Source organism: Jutongia huaianensis, assembly GCF_014384985.1.
In the GTDB taxonomy this organism is placed as follows: Bacteria; Bacillota; Clostridia; order Lachnospirales; family Lachnospiraceae; genus Jutongia; species Jutongia huaianensis.
Genome location: NZ_JACRSX010000019.1, coordinates 37,579 through 54,770, shown reverse-complemented (window position 1 = coordinate 54,770; position 17,192 = coordinate 37,579). Strand labels below are relative to the sequence as shown.

Sequence of the window (17,192 nt, the reverse complement as noted above, 5' to 3'; positions counted from 1 at the left end):
GAATGTTGAAGATATAAAAAAACTTCAGAGTAAATTATTGGTTCGATTGGTTAAACGAATGTATATAAATGTGCCATATTACCAAAAAAAGTTACGAAATTTAGGTATAGATTTAGAAGAAATTAAGGGGATAGGAGATATATATAAATTACCATTTATGACAAAGGATGACTTGAAAAAAGCATATCCAGATAAATTATTGGCAGTGCCTAAATCTGAGTGTGTGAGAATTCAATCTACAAGTGGTACGACAGGAAAACGTGTCATTGCATATTACACTAAAAATGATATAGAAATATGGGAAGAATGCTGTGCGAGAGCGATAGTTGCAGCTGGGGGAGATAGTCAAGATGTTTGTCAAGTGAGCTTTGGATATGGCTTATTTACTGGTGGTGCAGGAATGAATGGAGGGGCGCAAAAGGTAGGATGTTTGACATTACCAATGTCAATAGGAAATACTAAAAGGCAAATTCAATTTATGACAGATTTAAATACGACAATATTATGCTGTACGCCATCTTATGCAGCAAATTTAGGTGAATATATAGAAAAAAATGATTTATTGGATAAACTTTCTCTAAAAACTGGAATATTTGGTGCAGAACCATGGACTAATGAGATGAGAAGAGAACTTGAAAAAAAATTAAGGATAAATGCGTATGATATATATGGATTAACTGAAATAATGGGACCGGGTGTAGCTTTTGAGTGTATTCAGAAAGATGGAATGCATATTCAAGAGGACCATTTTTATGCAGAGGTTGTTGATCCGATAGATGGACATGTGTTGCCAGAGGGGGCATTAGGGGAGTTAGTGTTGACGAGTTTAACAAAACAAGCATTTCCTTTGATAAGATATAGAACGAGGGATTTATGCAAGATATCGAGAAAAAAGTGTTTGTGTGGCAGAACACATATAAAAATGAGCAAACCCATAGGGAGAAGCGATGATATGATTATAATTAAAGGAGTAAATGTTTGGCCTACTCAAGTGGAAGCTGTTTTGTTAGAAAATGGATACTCGTCAAATTATTTATTGGAAGTTGATCGTACAAATTGTCAGGATTCTTTGGTTATAAAGGTGGAAAATGATAAAAAGATACGAGATGAAGAAATAAAAAAAAGAGAGATTATTAAGTTAGAGAATGAACTGAGATCGACGTTAGGAATTAGAGGGACAGTGGTATTTGTTGATATTGGAGTAATTAAACGAAGTGAAGGAAAGTCTCAAAGAGTAATTGACCATAGAAAGTTATATTAATATGTGTTTAAAAAGAAATAAGTTGAAACATTGTAGGAGTGCTGAGAATTCGATATATATGATATGTATTATATATTGATAATATGCGAAAAATGCTGTTTTCTACATGACAATTTCCGTAATTTGCCTAGTACAAAACGGCATTTATCTAATTCATATTGCGAACCCGTTATCTTCCTGTTATACTGTCGAAAATTACAGCATAACAGGAAAGCAGACATTGTTACAAAGGAATATACGAGAGAACCTCATGTATTTGCAGATGCATTTAATTTTTTACCGTATGATGGCAGACATGTGATCAAACCGTCGGAGCTGAAGGAGTTGGATACGGCATAATTGATGTATGTTTTTGGCAGCAATATTTCCAAGAAGGTAAAAGGTGTACAGAAATATAGGGATGTTTTGAAATACATGACGGCTATGAGAGAAATGGAAGCATCCTATATCATATTTGGAATGGAGAATCAAACAGATATTCATTATGCTATGTTGGTAAAAATATGATCTATGATGCATTGCAGTATGTTGGACAGGTATCAAAAATATCTGCTGTTCATTTGGAAGAATCGGGATATGAAACAATGAGCAGTGCTGAGTTTTAGTCCGGATTCACGAGAGGAGATAAGCTGTAGCCAGTGATTACTCTGGTGGTACATTTTGGAGCAACCCCATAGGACGGCCCTCTGTCTTTGCATGAAATGTTTTCTGTGCGGAATGATACAATACTGAGATATGCACAGGATTACCGGGTACATTTGCTGGATTCCAGCAGAATATCCCAGAATGACTTCAAAAAGTTTGCATCAAGCTTGTGGGAAGTGTTAAAATATATAAAGTATTCGAAGGATGAGAAAGGGCTGGCAAGGCTTCTGTAGGAGGATGAACGCCTCAAGACACTGGAGACGGGAGCAGTCCGTGTAATAGAGACAATAACCCATACAGATTTTGCAATCGATGAGAAAACAGAGGTGGTCAATGTTTGCCAGGCAGTAGAGGATATGATGAAGACGAGGGAACAGAAAGGCAGGGAACTGGGACAGGGGGATATGTTGGTACAGTTAGTCCGGAAGGGACTTCTCAGCGTAGCAGACGCTGCATCTGAGGCAGGACTGTCCAGTGAGGTATTTGAGCAGCAAATGAAGTCGCAAAAGTCTTAAGGGCTTTGTATTATTTTTAGTATTTTACATCAGGAGGAACTGGTCAATGGTTACATTTATTCCCCCGTATATGGGTGAGGAGATCAAGAGCAATGCAGAACGGAAAATGTATGATGTATTGCAGGAGTTGAATTTAAAGAATGCCTGTGTGCTTCATTCTTTGGGGCTTCCCAGACATCGGTCTAAGATTTACGGAGAGATTGATTTTGCGGTAGTTTGTGAGCGGGGCGTTGCCTGTCTGGAGATTAAGGGGGGACGCGTGGAATGTCGTGACGGACAATGGACCTTTATTGATCGGTATGGGACGGAACGGGTGAAGCCGGAGGGACCTTTTGCGCAGGTGACAGGCAATATGTTCAGTCTGCGTGATATCCTGAAAAAGCGTTTTGAAGGAAATCCTCATATGAAAAACATTCTGATGGCCAGCGGTGTGGTATTTCCGGACATTACATTTCATTCTGATTCCCAGGAGATCATCCCGGAGATTATTTATGACCGCACGACGGAGGATATTTCTGAGTATATGAATCGGGTGTTTGACTACTGGCAGCAGAGACAGCACCGGGAGCCGAGCAAATTATCCCCGTCGGATATCCGTGAGGTTGTCCGGTTTTTGCGGGCAGACTTTTGTTTTATTCCTTCCCTGAATGATCGTTTGGAGCAGGTAGAGCAGAAGCTGGTTCGCTTGACGGCAGAGCAGGCACAGCTGATGGAGGCATTGGGGATGAATGATCATCTGATTGTAGAAGGCGGAGCGGGCACCGGCAAAACTCTTCTGGCTGCAGAGTTTGCGAGACGTCAGCTGGAGCAGGGGGCCAGAGTTCTCTACCTTACTTACAATAAAAATCTTGCACATCATGTAATGCGTTCGCTGCCGGAGACAGATCAGTTAAAGGTAGTAAACATTCATGCTCTTTTTGGTGAATATGTCCCGGTGGATGTGGAGGAGCTGCAAAAGGATCCCCAAAAGTATTTTGCCCAGATTTTACCGGAGAGATTTTATGATTATATCAGTGAGAAACAGTCTACAGATCCAGATGCGGCTGATATGCAGTATGATCTGTTGATCATGGATGAAGGACAGGATATTTTAAAGCCGTTATATTTGTATTCTCTGGACTGTCTGCTGAAAGGCGGGCTGGATCACGGGAAATGGGCCGTGTTTTATGATGAGAAGCAGAATATTTACAATCCGGAATATCAGGACGGAATGGATATTCTCCGGTCCTATTCCCATACAAAGTTCCGTTTATTTGTAAATTGCAGAAATACGGTGCAGATCGGCACATACAGTGCAAAGGCAAGTGGTGTGACGTTTGCGGAATTTATGCGGGAAAATGGGGAAGAGGTAGGAAAGATTTCCTATGAGGATGAAAAGGATTTTGGTGGGAAGATTAAGGAGATAATGAAAACTTTAAGAGAAGGAAAAGTATCTCCCGGAGACATTACATTTTTGTCGCCCAAAAAGTACCAAAATTCGAAACTGGCAACATTAAAGCTTACAGTAAATGAATTGCGGGATGATTTTAAACCGGACCCGTCCGTGCCTGTCTTTGCAACGATACAGGGCTTTAAAGGGCTGGATGCGAAGGTTGTGATCCTTTGTGATGTAGAGGCTTTGCGGCGTGAGACGTTTTCGCAGTATATATATCTTGCCGGGACGAGGGCCCGGACGCTGTTATATATTGTTGGGACGAAAGATTTTTGGGAGGAGCATCAGGTGGAATAAGTGCAATAAAAGGAATTGGATAGACGGTAGAGGATATGATGAAGGCGAGGGAAAAAGGCAGGGAACCGGATCAGAGGGATACTAGGAAAAAATGATCTATTGCCGTTTTCTACACTGCAATTTCGGTAATCTGCCTAGTACAAAGCGGCATTTACCTAATTCATATTGCGAACCCGTTACCCTCCTGTTATACTGTCGAAAATCACAGAATAACAGGAGAAAATTGGTATGGGACAGGCAGATATTGTTACGAAAGAATATATGAGAGAGCCACATGTATTTGCAGATGCATTTAATTTTTTGTTGTATGATGGCAGACAGGTGATCAAACCGTCAGAGCTTAAGGAACTGGATACGGCAGAAATGATGTATATTTTTGGTGGCGGAGCCCCAAAGAGGGGGACGGGCGTGCAGAAGTATCGGGATATTTTGAAATATGTTACGGTTATGAGTGGAGCGAAGGCTGCTTACATTCTTTTGGGAGTAGAGAACCAAACAGATATTCATTATGCTATGCCGGTAAAAAATATGGTTTATGATGCGATGCAGTATGCCGAGCAGGTATCACGAATAGCTTCTGATCATAGAAATAATTCAAATAAGGGAACTATGAGCAGTGCCGAGTTTCTGTCCGGTTTTACGAGAGAGGACAGACTGCAGCCGGTGATTACGCTGGTGGTACATTTTGGAGCAGATCCATGGGATGGACCTACATCGTTGCATGAAATGTTGGCAGTGCAGGATGACACAATACGGAGATATGCACAGGATTATCGGGTGCATATGCTGGATCCCGGCAGAATATCCCAGAATGACTTCAAAAAGTTTGCATCAAGCCTGCGGGAAGTGTTAAACTATATAAAGTATTCGAAGGATGAGAAGGGGCTGGCAAGGCTTCTGGAGGAGGATGAACGCCTCAAGAAGCTGGAGGTAGAAGCCGCCCGGGTAATAGAGACAATAACCCATACAGATTTTGCAATCGATGAGAAAACGGAGGTGGTCAATGTGTGTCAGGCAGTAGAGGATATGATGAAGACGAGGGAACAGAAAGGCAGGGAACTGGGACAGAGGGACATGTTGGTACAGTTAGTCAGGAAGGGACTTCTCAGCGTAGCAGATGCTGCATCTGAGGCAGGATTATCCTGTGAGGCATTTGAGCGTGAGATGAAATCAGGAAAAAACTGATCTAGCAATCTGTGGCATCAGTTGGGGGCAAAATACTTTTTGCCCCCAACATCATATGATGGCGGATGATAGAAACCAGGTGATCGTATCCTTTGGGTCCATTCTATCGGATCGCTTCCCTGCACAGGCGCTGCAGATAACCAGATACGGATTCGTCTTCTTTCCGCTTGCTGAAATCGTTGCCGATTTCCTGAATAAGCTCTTCGATTTCCTGACAGTAGTATTGATATTCTGACTGTGCGGTATTAAAGAAGGTATTTGCGTGATCATTGATATCATCCTCCATTTCTGAGATGGCAGAGTGAATATCGGTGATCGTGTATTGGATACTGCCACCTGCCAGAGCTTCGAGGGCACGCAGGAGTCCTCCGTCAGAAATCCGGTTATCGTGTTCTTCCATTTCAACCTGATCCATAAAGTAATCAAATTGATACATTGCATAGAAATCGGCATTTTCGTGCAGCTCTGCTTCAAATAAAGAGGAGAGTGCTTTTTTACTTTGTTTGATCTTCTCCTGCAGCTTTTGAAAGAGCGAAGTTTTCTTGCGGATTTCACAGAGGTTCTGGAGTTTTTCCAATACCTCCGGAGTAAATACATCATGGATCTGCTTGCTGTAATGTTCGGTTGCAGCTTTTGCGATACATTTTGAATCTCCGGGAGAGATATAACGGCGGGCTTCGTTGTAGGCTTTTTCCAGAGCAGCTTTTTTGGCAGCAGTACATTCGGAACGGCTGTCAAAAAAGGTTCCCATAACAGACGAGTCAAAGGAAAGATGATAATGCTCATATATCCGGTATGTTTTCAACCGGTTATGAAACAGGGTTGCCAGAGCAGAATGGGATTCGTGGAAACTGTCATACCCGTTTGCGGCGGCAGCTACACGGGCGGCATCGGCTGTTTCCGGATTCTCTGTGACCGGAAGGGAGATATTTGTCATGGTAATCCCTGCTTTGCGGTACTGCTCCGGTGTGAAAGGATTCTCAATGGAAACATCGCCGATACCAATATATTCAATACCGGGCTTGGAAATAGGAATGGAGAAGCTTTCATTGCAAAGATAGATCTTTGGTTCATCGGCGTCGATCAGATGGGCAAGCTCTTCCTGATCGGTGGCAATGAGGGCTAGTTCTTTTAAGAGATTTTCATCCGCTTTGGTGTCGGAAATTACTTTTTTTACGGTTTCTTCTTTTTGCTTCTGCTGCTTTTTCTCTTCCTCTGATAAAGAGATGTAATCCATATGATTAACCCCGAAAACACGGCAGATTTTACGGAAACAGTTATTGTCACCGGAGCCGATCATGCAAAGCTGTTCCGCCTCTGTTTCATAATAGTGCTGCTGAAGCCACAGAAGCAGGTGGTCATCAGTAAAAGTTGCCAGGATCTCGTCGCGGTTGAAATGTTCCCGGAGCTCTTTCATGGAATGGATTGTTGTCCCTTGAAGTGTCAGTGTTACATTTTCAGGATTTTTGATATTTGCTTTTGAAACAGAACTTAATAATTGATTCATCATATACGTTCTCTCCTTTCGCTATGGTTCGTTGTTTGTTTGATAGATGTATCATAGGACTTGAAAATGACAGAAAGTGTCAATATAAAATAGCAGGGTAAAAAAAATTTTTATTCTAAAATGAAATTTTGATGATAAGCGGACTGAGCAAGCTCCCTCGCGTTGCGAATTCATGATATAATACTGGGACAGAATATATAATAAAAAAACTCGCATAAATTCATTAAAAATAGTATAATAGAAAGGGCATGAGCGGAAATAAGCAAAATGTGAGGTGAACCAGTATAGAACTGAAAATAGCAATTTGTGATGATGAAAAATACTACAGAGAACACATTAAAGAAATAGTTGAAAAATGTTTGGATGAGAAAAACATTATATATGATATTGTTCTTTTCAAAAGCGGAGTTAATTAAAGGGGGAGGAAGATGCAAAGAAAAACAGGTAAAATAGTGATATTTAGCTTTTTGATCTTAAATGTTATATTACGAATTATTTATCAATTTGTAATAAGAACGAGAATACCTTATACTTGGTGGGATGCACATAGATATATGCATTACCCGCAGAAAATAGCAGATCATTTAGCAGACTGTTTCTTTTTTATGAATTGTTTTATTGCCGGGTATATGGTATTTGAGGAAAAACACTATTGTAATAGTATAACAGAAGGTAGGCTGAAAAATAAATGGAGATATTGTGCCCAGATATGTCAAATCGCTGGACTGGCTGTTTACGCTGTTTTATGGCTTGGATTTACTGATGATTTATTGTTACCTATAGATACACCGAGGTCTTACGTATCTATGTTGTTTTATGAAAAGTTGTCTGAAAGACAGTGGCGTAATAGAGGTTATATATATTGTCAGAATTTAGCAATTATTTTAGCACCAGCTTTTATGTTTTTTGTTCTATATTGCATACAATTTTTTAGAATAAAAATTTGGCAAAAAAAAGTAGGATGTTTCGATAAAAAATGGAACACATGGAATATAATATATATTATTATTTTTTTACTTGTTTTTTGCTGGACCTTTGAAGCGCTTAGAGGCTTTGATTTGCTGTCAAAGATTCCGGTATTTAGCTCTTTTCTAAGAGAATATTATCGGAGAAATCCACCTTCAATACCTCCATCAGGGGTTTTTTAAGAGTTAAATTATACGAACAAGACAAGCAAGTGTATTCTGGAGAAACAGGATGCACTTTTTTGCTTTATAGGAAACTTGTCGTTTCCTATAAAGCGAAAAAAAGGATGATTACAGATAAGAAAAAAATGCCCACCAAAAGATGGGCATAAAAATAGATGAGATTGCTTAGAAGAGATAAAAAGTTACGCCATCGGTTCATGGAAAGATAAAACTTCCGTTTGGAAGGATGGATGGCAAAGTTGAATTTGTAATGAGCAATGTTTTTTCTGGCATACAGGCCGTAATATCGGATCTGCTTAAAGTGCTTCTCGGGAATATGCTGAACGAGCCGGTTGATAAAATCCAGGGAAGGGATCGTTTCCTGAACATATTTATCGTCCTCGTGCCGGTTGTAGTGGAAGGTTACAGTATCATTGGCAGGATCGTAATCATCGATACGGGAAGTGGCGATGACAGGGCGGTCAAGATAGCGTCCGATGTATTTGATGACTTTGGAAGGATTGCAGCGGTTAGGTTTTGCATAAACATAAAAACCGTTATTGTGATGTTTGTAGATCTGAGAAACCGTTTTATTAAAAGAAACAGGAGTTTTTTCTTAAGTTCCTTTAAGAGAGTAGTTTGGAAGGAATTGCGCATGAAAACATAGTTACAATGGTTTACGTTACGCCAAAGTCCGCTTTTGTCTAAACCGCCTTCGGAGAGAAGGCAGTGGATGTGGGGATTCCATTTGAGATCACGACCAAAAGTGTGAAGAACTAAAATAAAGCCCGGGGTAAAGAGCTCTGATTTGTTTTGCTTGTGAAACATGCGTAAGATAACACTTTTGACGGCAGAGAACAAGCAGTTTAGAAGAGAACGGTCTTTCAGAAAGAAAGGACGCAGTTTTTCGGCGATCGTGAAAACACAGTGTCTGTGCTTGACATGAATGATCTTAAAGGACATAGAAGTGGTGCGGTCGATGGAGTATTTGTTGCCGCAGGTTGGACAAAAACGGCTTTTGCATCGAAAAGGAGCAAATTTAAGATGTCCGCAGTTAGAACAGCCATACATGGCACCGCCGAAGGAGGGGGCGCCACAATGGATCATCCGATTGATATTTTCCATAACGGAATGACGAGGATGATTTTATAAAATATGTGCAAATTTTGTGAAAATTTCAGAAAACACTTTCATTTTTTGTGAAAATTTACTATAATATAGCTATGAAAATCACCGTTATATTTTTATAAAGAAAGGGAGAGTAGTATTATGGTAAACAGATTTGTATTGAATGAGACATCTTATCACGGAGCAGGAGCGATCAAGAGCATTGCAGATGAGGCAAAGGGACGTGCATTTAAAAAGGCCTTTGTATGTTCTGATCCGGATCTGGTGAAGTTTGGTGTCACACAGAAGGTTCTGGATGTATTGGAGGGAGCCGGTCTTGATTATGAGTTATATTCGAATATTAAGCCAAACCCAACGATTGAAAATGTTCAGACAGGTGTAGCAGCATGTAAGGCAGCAGGCGCTGATTACATTATTGCGATCGGTGGAGGTTCTTCTATGGATACCGCTAAGGGCGTTGGTATTATTATGGAGAATCCGGACTTTGCAGATGTGCGTAGTCTGGAGGGCGTTGCCGATACCAAACACAAGAGTATGCCGATTTTTGCTGTACCGACGACAGCAGGTACCGCTGCAGAGGTTACGATCAATTACGTTATTACAGATGTAGAGAAGAACCGCAAGATGGTATGTGTGGATCCGCATGATATTCCGGTTGTTGCATTTATTGATCCGGAGATGATGTCCAGTATGCCAAAGGGACTGACCGCAGCGACAGGTATGGACGCTCTGACACATGCGATCGAGGGTTACATTACAGCAGGCGCATGGGAGCTTTCTGATATGTTCCATCTGAAGGCAATCGAGATCATTTCCCGCTCATTAAGAGGTGCTGTTGATAACACACCGGAAGGCAGAGAGGGTATGGCACTGGGACAGTATGTTGCCGGTATGGGCTTCTCTAATGTAGGTCTTGGTATCGTTCATTCTATGGCTCACCCACTGGGAGCACTTTATGATACTCCCCATGGTGTGGCAAATGCGATCATTCTGCCAACAGTTATGGAATATAACGCAGAGGCAACAGGGGACAAGTATAAGTACATTGCACAGGCAATGGGCGTTGAGGGAACAGAGAGTATGTCTCAGGAGGAGTACCGTAAGGCCGCTGTAGATGCTGTTCGTAAGCTGTCTCAGGATGTTGGTATTCCGGCAGATCTCAAGGAGATTGTCAAGAAGGAGGATATTCCATTCCTTGCACAGTCTGCATATGATGATGCATGCCGTCCGGGTAATCCGAAGGAGACATCTGTTGAGGATATCACTGCATTGTATGAGAGCCTGATCTAATATGGCAGGTGATACGTTCTGATCGGTGATCGGATTTATTAAAGCATATATAGTAAAAACGAATAAAACGTGTCTGTGTTATCTTACGATTACCGGGAGATAATGCGGACACGTTTTTTGTCGGAATGTCCCAAAAACAATGGGGGTTATTCCGGGGCTGTACTTGCATTATCGGGAAGATAATGGTATATTTAGAAACAGTTTAGTAGAATTTACCTATGGAATGGAGGACAATCATGGAAAAAACAATGGAGAAGATTCAGGCATTGGCAAAGGCGAGAGGTTTTATCTACCCTGGATCAGAAATTTATGGTGGACTCGCCAATACATGGGATTATGGTAATCTCGGTGTAGAGCTTAAGAATAACGTAAAGCAGGCATGGTGGCAGAAGTTTATTCGTGAGAATAAATATAACGTTGGTATTGATTGTGCGATTCTGATGAATCCACAGACATGGGTTGCATCCGGTCATCTTGGAAGCTTTTCTGATCCGTTGATGGATTGTAAGGAGTGTCACGAGCGTTTCCGCGCAGACCAGCTGATCGAGAAGTTTGCTGAGGAGAACAGTATTGCGTTGGATGGCAGTGTAGATGGATGGAGCAATGAGAAAATGCAGGCCTTCATTTCAGAGCACAGCGTGCCATGTCCAACCTGTGGCAAGCATAACTTTACCGATATCCGTCAGTTCAACCTGATGTTCAAGACATTCCAGGGTGTTACCGAGGATGCCAAAAATACCGTTTATCTCCGTCCGGAGACAGCACAGGGTATTTTTGTCAATTTCAAAAATGTACAGAGAACATCCAGAAAGAAAATTCCATTTGGTATTGGCCAGGTTGGTAAGTCATTCCGTAATGAGATCACACCGGGTAACTTTACATTCCGTACACGCGAGTTTGAGCAGATGGAGCTGGAGTTCTTCTGTGAGCCGGATACAGATCTGGAGTGGTTTGCATACTGGAAAGATTTCTGTATTAACTGGCTGCAGACTCTGGGAATTAAGCCAGATGAGATGCGTGTTCGTGATCATGATAAGGAGGAGCTTTCTTTCTATAGTAAAGCAACTTCTGATATTGAGTTCCTGTTCCCGTTTGGCTGGGGTGAACTCTGGGGTATCGCTGATCGTACCAATTACGATCTGAGCCGTCACGCAGAGACCTCCGGTGAGGATATGAGTTACTTTGATGATACGAAGAATGAAAAATATATTCCTTATGTAATCGAGCCATCTCTTGGAGCTGATCGTGTGACGCTCGCATTCCTTTGCAGCGCATACGATGAAGAGGAGCTGGAAGGTGGAGATGTCCGTACCGTAATGCATTTCCATCCGGCAATTGCTCCGGTAAAGATCGGTGTGCTTCCATTATCCAAGAAGCTGGGTGAGCAGGCTGAAAAGATTTATGAGACATTGTCCAAAACATACAATTGTGAGTATGATGACAGAGGAAATATTGGAAAGCGTTATCGTCGTCAGGATGAGATCGGTACTCCATATTGTATCACATACGATTTTGACTCGGAGGAGGACGGTGCAGTGACAGTCCGTGACCGTGATACCATGGAGCAGGAGCGCATTAAGATCGAGGATCTGCCAAAATATTTTGAGGGAAAATTTACTTTTTAATATGAAATGTGGCAAAAACGTGTTATGAAAATGAGCACATATGACAAGGAAAAGAGATGGTGATTTTGTTTGTTCGACAAAATCACCATCTTTTTTTTAGTTTTGGAGAAAGTGACGGATATGTAATAAAAACTTAATAATCTTTTGTATATTGTGACGGTTGAATTGTGTCAGATGCCATGCTAGAATTCCGTCTGTAACAAGAAATCCATTATTATAAGGGGGAATAATCATGAAGACTTCTATGAAGAAAGTACTTTCATTGGCTCTGGCTGGAGCACTTGCACTTACAAGTGTATTTTCTGCAAATGTAGCAGATGCTTCTAATGCCAAGAAGGCAGCCGCTGTTCCTACAGCAAAGCTTTCAATCGCTGCAGCAAAGGATAAGGCAGTTAATGCTTCCACAACAGTAACAGGTGTTGCTGTTTCTACAAAGGGTGCACTTGCCTGCAAGTATGATGCAAAGCTTGCTACAAGTATTGCTTCTGCTTCCGCAGTTGTAGTTTCAGGAGATGCGATCAAGGTTACAGTTACAGCTACTAAGGCCGCTGTAGCATGTACAGATGCAGCAGTTAGCGTATTATCTGCTAATAAAGAGGTTGCTAAAGTTCTTGTAACAATTAAGGGCGCAGCTAAGACAAAGGCTACAAAGTCTCTTAAGTTCAAGAAGAATAAAGTTGTAGTAGCTGCGGGTAAGAGCACAAAGGTTGCTTACACCGTTAAGAAGGTAGCTACAGCAGACGCTGCAAAGAAGGTTACTGTGTCATCTGCCAATAAGAAGATTGCCAAGGCTACTCTTATAAAGGGTAAAAAGAAAGTTAAGGTTTCTGTACCTCGGACCGCTAAGGCCGGCACATCTACAAAGGTAACTCTTAAGTCTGGTTCTAAGAAGGCAGTTCTTAAGGTAGTTGTTAAGAATCCTGCAAAGAAGGTTACTGCAAAGAAATCTACTGTTGTGATCAAGAAGAATAAGACAAAGAAGATTAAAGTGACTGTTAAGGCTAAGAACAACAAGAAGGCTACAACAGATGCTGTTAAGGTTACATCTTCTAACAAGAAAGTTGTTAAGGTTAAGTCCGCAGTAGCTAAGAAGGGGAAAGTTGTTATCACGGTAAAGGCTAAGAAGGCTGGAAGAGCAAAACTGACTGTTAAGGTTGGTAAGAAGAAAGCAGCCGTTAATGTAAGAGTTAAATAATTACATTCTTTTGTGATGAAGCTTAAGGGTGTCGCACTGGTGACAGTGTGGCACCTTTTTTTCTTAGCGTATAGGAAAATATTTATAATATCATACGGAGGAAAATGAAATGGAAAAGCCAAGGAGAAAGAAACGCTGGGGGCGGAGAAAAGTACGCTGGACGGTTATGGGAGCCTGCATGGTATTTGTATGTATTTCTTTCGTGGTTTCTTCTATATGGAGCGATACAAGAAGGTTTTCCAAAGAAAAGGAGCGGAAGGCACAGGTATCCGAGAGAACCTTTGACCCGGCAGAAAAAAAGCGGCCGGAGACAGAGAAAACGGCAGAACCTACGACAGAGCCGACACGAAAGCCGGTGGACAAAACATTGCAGATCTATACTTATCTGCAGGGACCGAAGTCGTGGAATCAGGGGATTGACTGGTCAGGAGAGTGGGGAGAGAGCTATATGGACGGGGGATCTTTTGGCGGGTTTGGCTGTGGCTTGTGCTGTATGGCCAATATTTATTCTTCCCTGACACCATACCAGTGTTCTCCGGTGGACATGTACCGATATGTTAAGAAGCAGACGGGGTATGGAGGCGGCATGGCGATTGACTGGGGATATATCTGCAGGGGATTGACTTCGCTGGGGCTGCATTGCCATGTGGAGCGGAAGCAGGAAACATATCAGGAGTTCCGGGATAATATCCGTAAGTCGAAATGTGCCATTGTGCTGGTTTCCAGTGCAAATTCTACCGTACACTGGAAGAACACACCGGGGCACTATGTGACGATCTTTGAGTTTCAGGAGAAAACAGACAAGGTGTTTCTGGCGGATTCCGGAGATCCGGATCATAACCGGAGGTGGATCCATTTGAAAAAGGTATACCGGTCTTTAAAGACAGCAAGTAATTGGCAGTATCTGGTGGTCAGTGGCTATGATAAACAAAAGGATCATTGGCATCACAAGAAGGCTAACGGTACATGGAACCGCCCTTCGTATCTGAAGGTGAAAAGCTGATCCGGTAACAGACGGGCACGGCAGCAAATCAGAAGATACGGTAATGGGGCAGAGGAATCCCAAGCAGCAGGTAACGCATCAGATCAAACAACAGGATGGCAGGGCCGGAAAGAAGGAACCACAGGCAGCTGTTCAACAGGCAGATCTGTCCTTGAAGATTAAAAGGATGTCCGGTATAATCCCATACATTTAAATGGAGCTGGCGGTTGACCAGGACTCCTACCAGATATTCAATACCGGTGATCATGATTCCACACAGAAGCATTTGCAGCAACAGGGAGAGACGCCCCTGAAAGAGGGATTCAATGAAACCGATCAGCAGAAAACAGATCCCCGCTGTAAAAAACATCGAGATGTGGGAATATCCGCGATAGAGGATTTCGATACCGCAGTAAAGAAATCCTCCGGTAAAAAATATAATGGAATATGCCTGAAGAGAAGAAAGAGCCATATAAATACCATACCTTTCTAATGTAAATGATTGACAGAATTAGTATGATATTTTTTGTTTTTGTTTATACCTGTCTATTGAAGAATGGGATTGGAATATGTTACACTGTATAAAGGTATGCTTTTTGGATAAAAGCAGCTTATAAAAAGAAGCAGAGGTATTACAATGAACTACAATATATTAAATAAAGCAGATAAAGTGATCCAGGCAAAAATTAATGGGGATGAGATCAAGGGGGCCAGTCTCTGTGTGATCCATAAAGGGGATACCGTATATTTCCGTCAGTTTGGTATGGCGGATGTGGCACGGGATATTCCGATGACAAAGGATTCGATTTTTCGCTGTTATTCTATGACAAAGCCTGTTACGGCAGCAGCGGTGATGTCGGCAGTAGAGAAAGGGCTGATCTCGCTGAGTGATACGGTGGATATGTATCTGCCGGGATTTCGTGATCAGAAGGTTCTCAAGGACGGAAAGCTTGTTCCGGTTGAGCATAAGGTAACACTCCAGAATCTGTTAGACATGACAGCAGGAGTGACCTATCCGGATACCAGTTTTCCGGCCGGTACATATATGCAGAATATGATCGACCAGTATTATGCGGATCTGGAGGCAGGGAAGCCAACCACGACATATGATCTGGCCAATCTGATCGGTCAGCAGCCACTGGAGTTTGAGCCGGGAGAGGGCTGGAGATATTCCTTCTGTGCTGATGTGCTGGGAGCAGTGCTTGAGGTGGTTACCGGAAAGACATATGGGGAATACTTAAAGAAAACGATATTTGAACCGCTGGGTATGGTGGACACGGACTTTTATGTGCCGGAGGACAAGCAGAACCGCTTTATGGAGAATTATGAATATAAGCCGGAGAGCGGCACATTAGAGCCATGTACCTGGCAGCATCTGGGCTTATCCTATATGCACAAAAAGAAACCGGCATTTGAGTCCGGTGGGGCAGGTCTTGTATCGACAGTTGAAGATTATTCCCGTTTTGTGCAGATGATGATGCATGGGGGCAGTTACCGCGGTGTCCGCATTCTGGGACGCAAGTCTATTGAGCATATGACGACAAATCATCTGACACCGCAGCAGCTTCAGATGTATGACTGGGAGTCGTTACGGGGATATGGTTATGGTGATCTGATGCGTCAGATGATGGATGTACCAGCTTCTTATGGTCTGGGCTCTGTGGGAGAGTTTGGCTGGGATGGATGGCTTGGCTCTTATGTAGCGATGGATCCGGCAGAGGATCTGGCGATCATCTATGTGATCCAGAAATGCGGTGGCAATGGTTACCGGGATGTACAGGTGCTTCGCAATATTATTTACAGTGCGCTGTAGGGATAGCTTCGGGTATCTGTCTTTTGGAAGGGCGTGGTTACAGGCATGAAGATCATACAGGGAAAACAGGCAGTCGTGACACAGATCAGGACGAGGACAGCAGAGCAGAGGAAGCCGGCAGAGGCTGTCTGTCGGGGAGTTTCAGATCCGGTATACCAAAAGCTTCATTACCATAGTGTGCAGCCTGCGGCAGGACGGGAGACCGTTCCGGTAGTTTTTAATGGAGAGCCGGTGGAACAACCGGACATGGGTGTGCCGGTTACGGCAAGCGTCAGTGATGCGGGGGCGATGAAGCCGGTGATCGAGGAGAGACATCTGGCATCCATACAAAAGGAAATGACGTTGCAGGAGTTGTTTCAACAGGAGAAGGAATAGAGGAGAAGAACGGCAATGGTAGATCATATATTACGGCTGGATATAAAGCCGGTCAGAACGTATAACGATGGAAGGCAGCGCAAAACAACGCTGACCTCCTTTGAAAAGGTTCTGAAAAATAAAGAGAGTGGGATTCAGGACAGCACAGGAACATCTGCACAGAAAACAGAGACGCAGAAGGATACTGGGGCATCAGAGACAGAGAAGACCGGTCAAAGCAGTTCCGATACCCATAAGGTGGTTTTTTCTGATCCGGTGACAGGACAGGCTGTTACTTATGAGGATGTGGCAGCAGCTGACACGTCGGAGCACACGACCCGGACGGGGAGCGCATCAGCAGCATCCCGGACGACAACAGCGGATTCCATGAAAAAGACAAAGTATGATTCGTGGTTCCGGAAGGCGGCGCAGAAGTATAATGTTTCCGAAAGCCTTCTCAAGGGGATTGCAAAAGCGGAATCCAATTTTAATGCCAAAAGTGTTTCCAGTGCCGGGGCAATGGGAGTGATGCAGCTGATGCCTGCCACAGCGAAAAGTCTTGGTGTGACAGATCCCTATGATGCCGGCCAGAACATTATGGGAGGAGCAAAGTGTATTTCCCAGAAGCTCAAAGAATTTAACGGGGATGAGAGAATGGCACTGGCTGCTTACAATGCCGGCAGTGGAGCGGTAAAACGATATGGTGGCATACCTTCTTACTGCAAATCATATGTTAATAAGGTACAGAGCTACAAAAAGGCATATGAGACAGCCGGAGCCGTGTGAGAGCAGGGCGGCGGACAGACACATATGCCGGAGGATATGCTGACACAATG

At 42.8% G+C, this 17,192-nt stretch carries 15 protein-coding genes and 1 pseudogene; 13 read left to right on the top strand and 3 right to left on the bottom strand.

From position 1 onward, the window contains the following. From H8704_RS11980 to H8704_RS11960, 5 genes are all read left to right on the top strand, one after another. Positions 1-1,261 (top strand): phenylacetate--CoA ligase family protein (locus tag H8704_RS11980; protein WP_249298409.1); only part of this gene is annotated, 1,261 nt, incomplete at its 5' end. A gap of 710 nt (positions 1,262-1,971) precedes the next feature. Next, positions 1,972-2,139 carry a hypothetical protein gene (locus tag H8704_RS11975; protein ID WP_249298408.1) on the top strand — a complete coding sequence of 56 codons (168 nt, stop codon included), beginning with the start codon at positions 1,972-1,974 and terminating at the stop codon, positions 2,137-2,139. Positions 2,140-2,265: 126 nt separating this feature from the next. Continuing rightward, a complete protein-coding gene (locus H8704_RS11970) occupies positions 2,266-2,421 on the top strand; it encodes a hypothetical protein (protein ID WP_249298407.1) in 156 nt (51 codons plus the stop codon). A gap of 46 nt (positions 2,422-2,467) precedes the next feature. After that, positions 2,468-4,150, top strand: coding sequence for a nuclease-related domain-containing DEAD/DEAH box helicase (locus H8704_RS11965; protein ID WP_249298406.1), 1,683 nt, complete (start codon positions 2,468-2,470; stop codon positions 4,148-4,150). 228 nt (positions 4,151-4,378) lie between these two features. Continuing rightward, positions 4,379-5,335 (top strand): Rpn family recombination-promoting nuclease/putative transposase, encoded by a 957-nt coding sequence (locus H8704_RS11960; RefSeq protein WP_249298405.1) that lies wholly within the window; start codon positions 4,379-4,381, stop codon positions 5,333-5,335. A 103-nt stretch (positions 5,336-5,438) separates the two neighbouring features. Here H8704_RS11960 and H8704_RS11955 read toward each other — a convergent pair whose 3' ends face one another. Then, on the bottom strand, positions 5,439-6,845 hold the full coding sequence (locus tag H8704_RS11955; RefSeq protein WP_249298404.1) for a hypothetical protein: 1,407 nt from the start codon (positions 6,843-6,845) through the stop codon (positions 5,439-5,441). Positions 6,846-7,270: 425 nt separating this feature from the next. Here H8704_RS11955 and H8704_RS11950 point away from each other — a divergent pair, with 425 nt between their 5' ends. Further along, positions 7,271-7,990: a hypothetical protein gene (locus H8704_RS11950; protein ID WP_249298403.1), complete on the top strand. Its 720-nt coding sequence runs from the start codon at positions 7,271-7,273 to the stop codon at positions 7,988-7,990. A gap of 169 nt (positions 7,991-8,159) precedes the next feature. Here the strand turns inward: H8704_RS11950 and H8704_RS14615 are convergent. Further along, positions 8,160-9,112, bottom strand: a pseudogene (locus H8704_RS14615) (IS91 family transposase); the annotation flags it as partial. 126 nt (positions 9,113-9,238) lie between these two features. Here H8704_RS14615 and fucO point away from each other — a divergent pair. From fucO to H8704_RS11925, 4 genes are all read left to right on the top strand, one after another. Then, positions 9,239-10,387: a lactaldehyde reductase gene (gene fucO / locus H8704_RS11940; RefSeq protein ID WP_022463754.1), complete on the top strand. Its 1,149-nt coding sequence runs from the start codon at positions 9,239-9,241 to the stop codon at positions 10,385-10,387. Positions 10,388-10,623: 236 nt separating this feature from the next. Next, a complete protein-coding gene (locus H8704_RS11935; protein ID WP_249298402.1) occupies positions 10,624-12,012 on the top strand; it encodes a glycine--tRNA ligase in 1,389 nt (462 codons plus the stop codon). 232 nt (positions 12,013-12,244) lie between these two features. Beyond that, complete coding sequence (locus tag H8704_RS11930; protein ID WP_022463756.1) at positions 12,245-13,207, top strand: hypothetical protein; 963 nt, start codon at positions 12,245-12,247, stop codon at positions 13,205-13,207. Between the two features lie 109 nt (positions 13,208-13,316). Further along, entirely contained in the window at positions 13,317-14,210 is an 894-nt protein-coding gene (locus H8704_RS11925) for a cysteine peptidase family C39 domain-containing protein (protein WP_249298401.1), read from the top strand. A gap of 28 nt (positions 14,211-14,238) precedes the next feature. Here the strand turns inward: H8704_RS11925 and H8704_RS11920 are convergent, their stop codons facing one another. After that, positions 14,239-14,661 (bottom strand): putative ABC transporter permease, encoded by a 423-nt coding sequence (locus tag H8704_RS11920; RefSeq protein WP_118678472.1) that lies wholly within the window; start codon positions 14,659-14,661, stop codon positions 14,239-14,241. Positions 14,662-14,826: 165 nt separating this feature from the next. On the opposite strand from H8704_RS11920, the gene H8704_RS11915 reads away from it, so the two are divergent. The 3 genes from H8704_RS11915 to H8704_RS11905 are packed head-to-tail and all read left to right on the top strand — an operon-like array spanning position 14,827 to position 17,142. Next, a complete protein-coding gene (locus H8704_RS11915) occupies positions 14,827-16,002 on the top strand; it encodes a serine hydrolase domain-containing protein (RefSeq protein ID WP_249298400.1) in 1,176 nt (391 codons plus the stop codon). Between the two features lie 45 nt (positions 16,003-16,047). Beyond that, complete coding sequence (locus tag H8704_RS11910; protein ID WP_249298399.1) at positions 16,048-16,377, top strand: hypothetical protein; 330 nt, start codon at positions 16,048-16,050, stop codon at positions 16,375-16,377. Positions 16,378-16,392: 15 nt separating this feature from the next. Next, positions 16,393-17,142, top strand: coding sequence for a lytic transglycosylase domain-containing protein (locus tag H8704_RS11905; RefSeq protein WP_249298398.1), 750 nt, complete (start codon positions 16,393-16,395; stop codon positions 17,140-17,142). Positions 17,143-17,192: the final 50 nt, after the last annotated feature.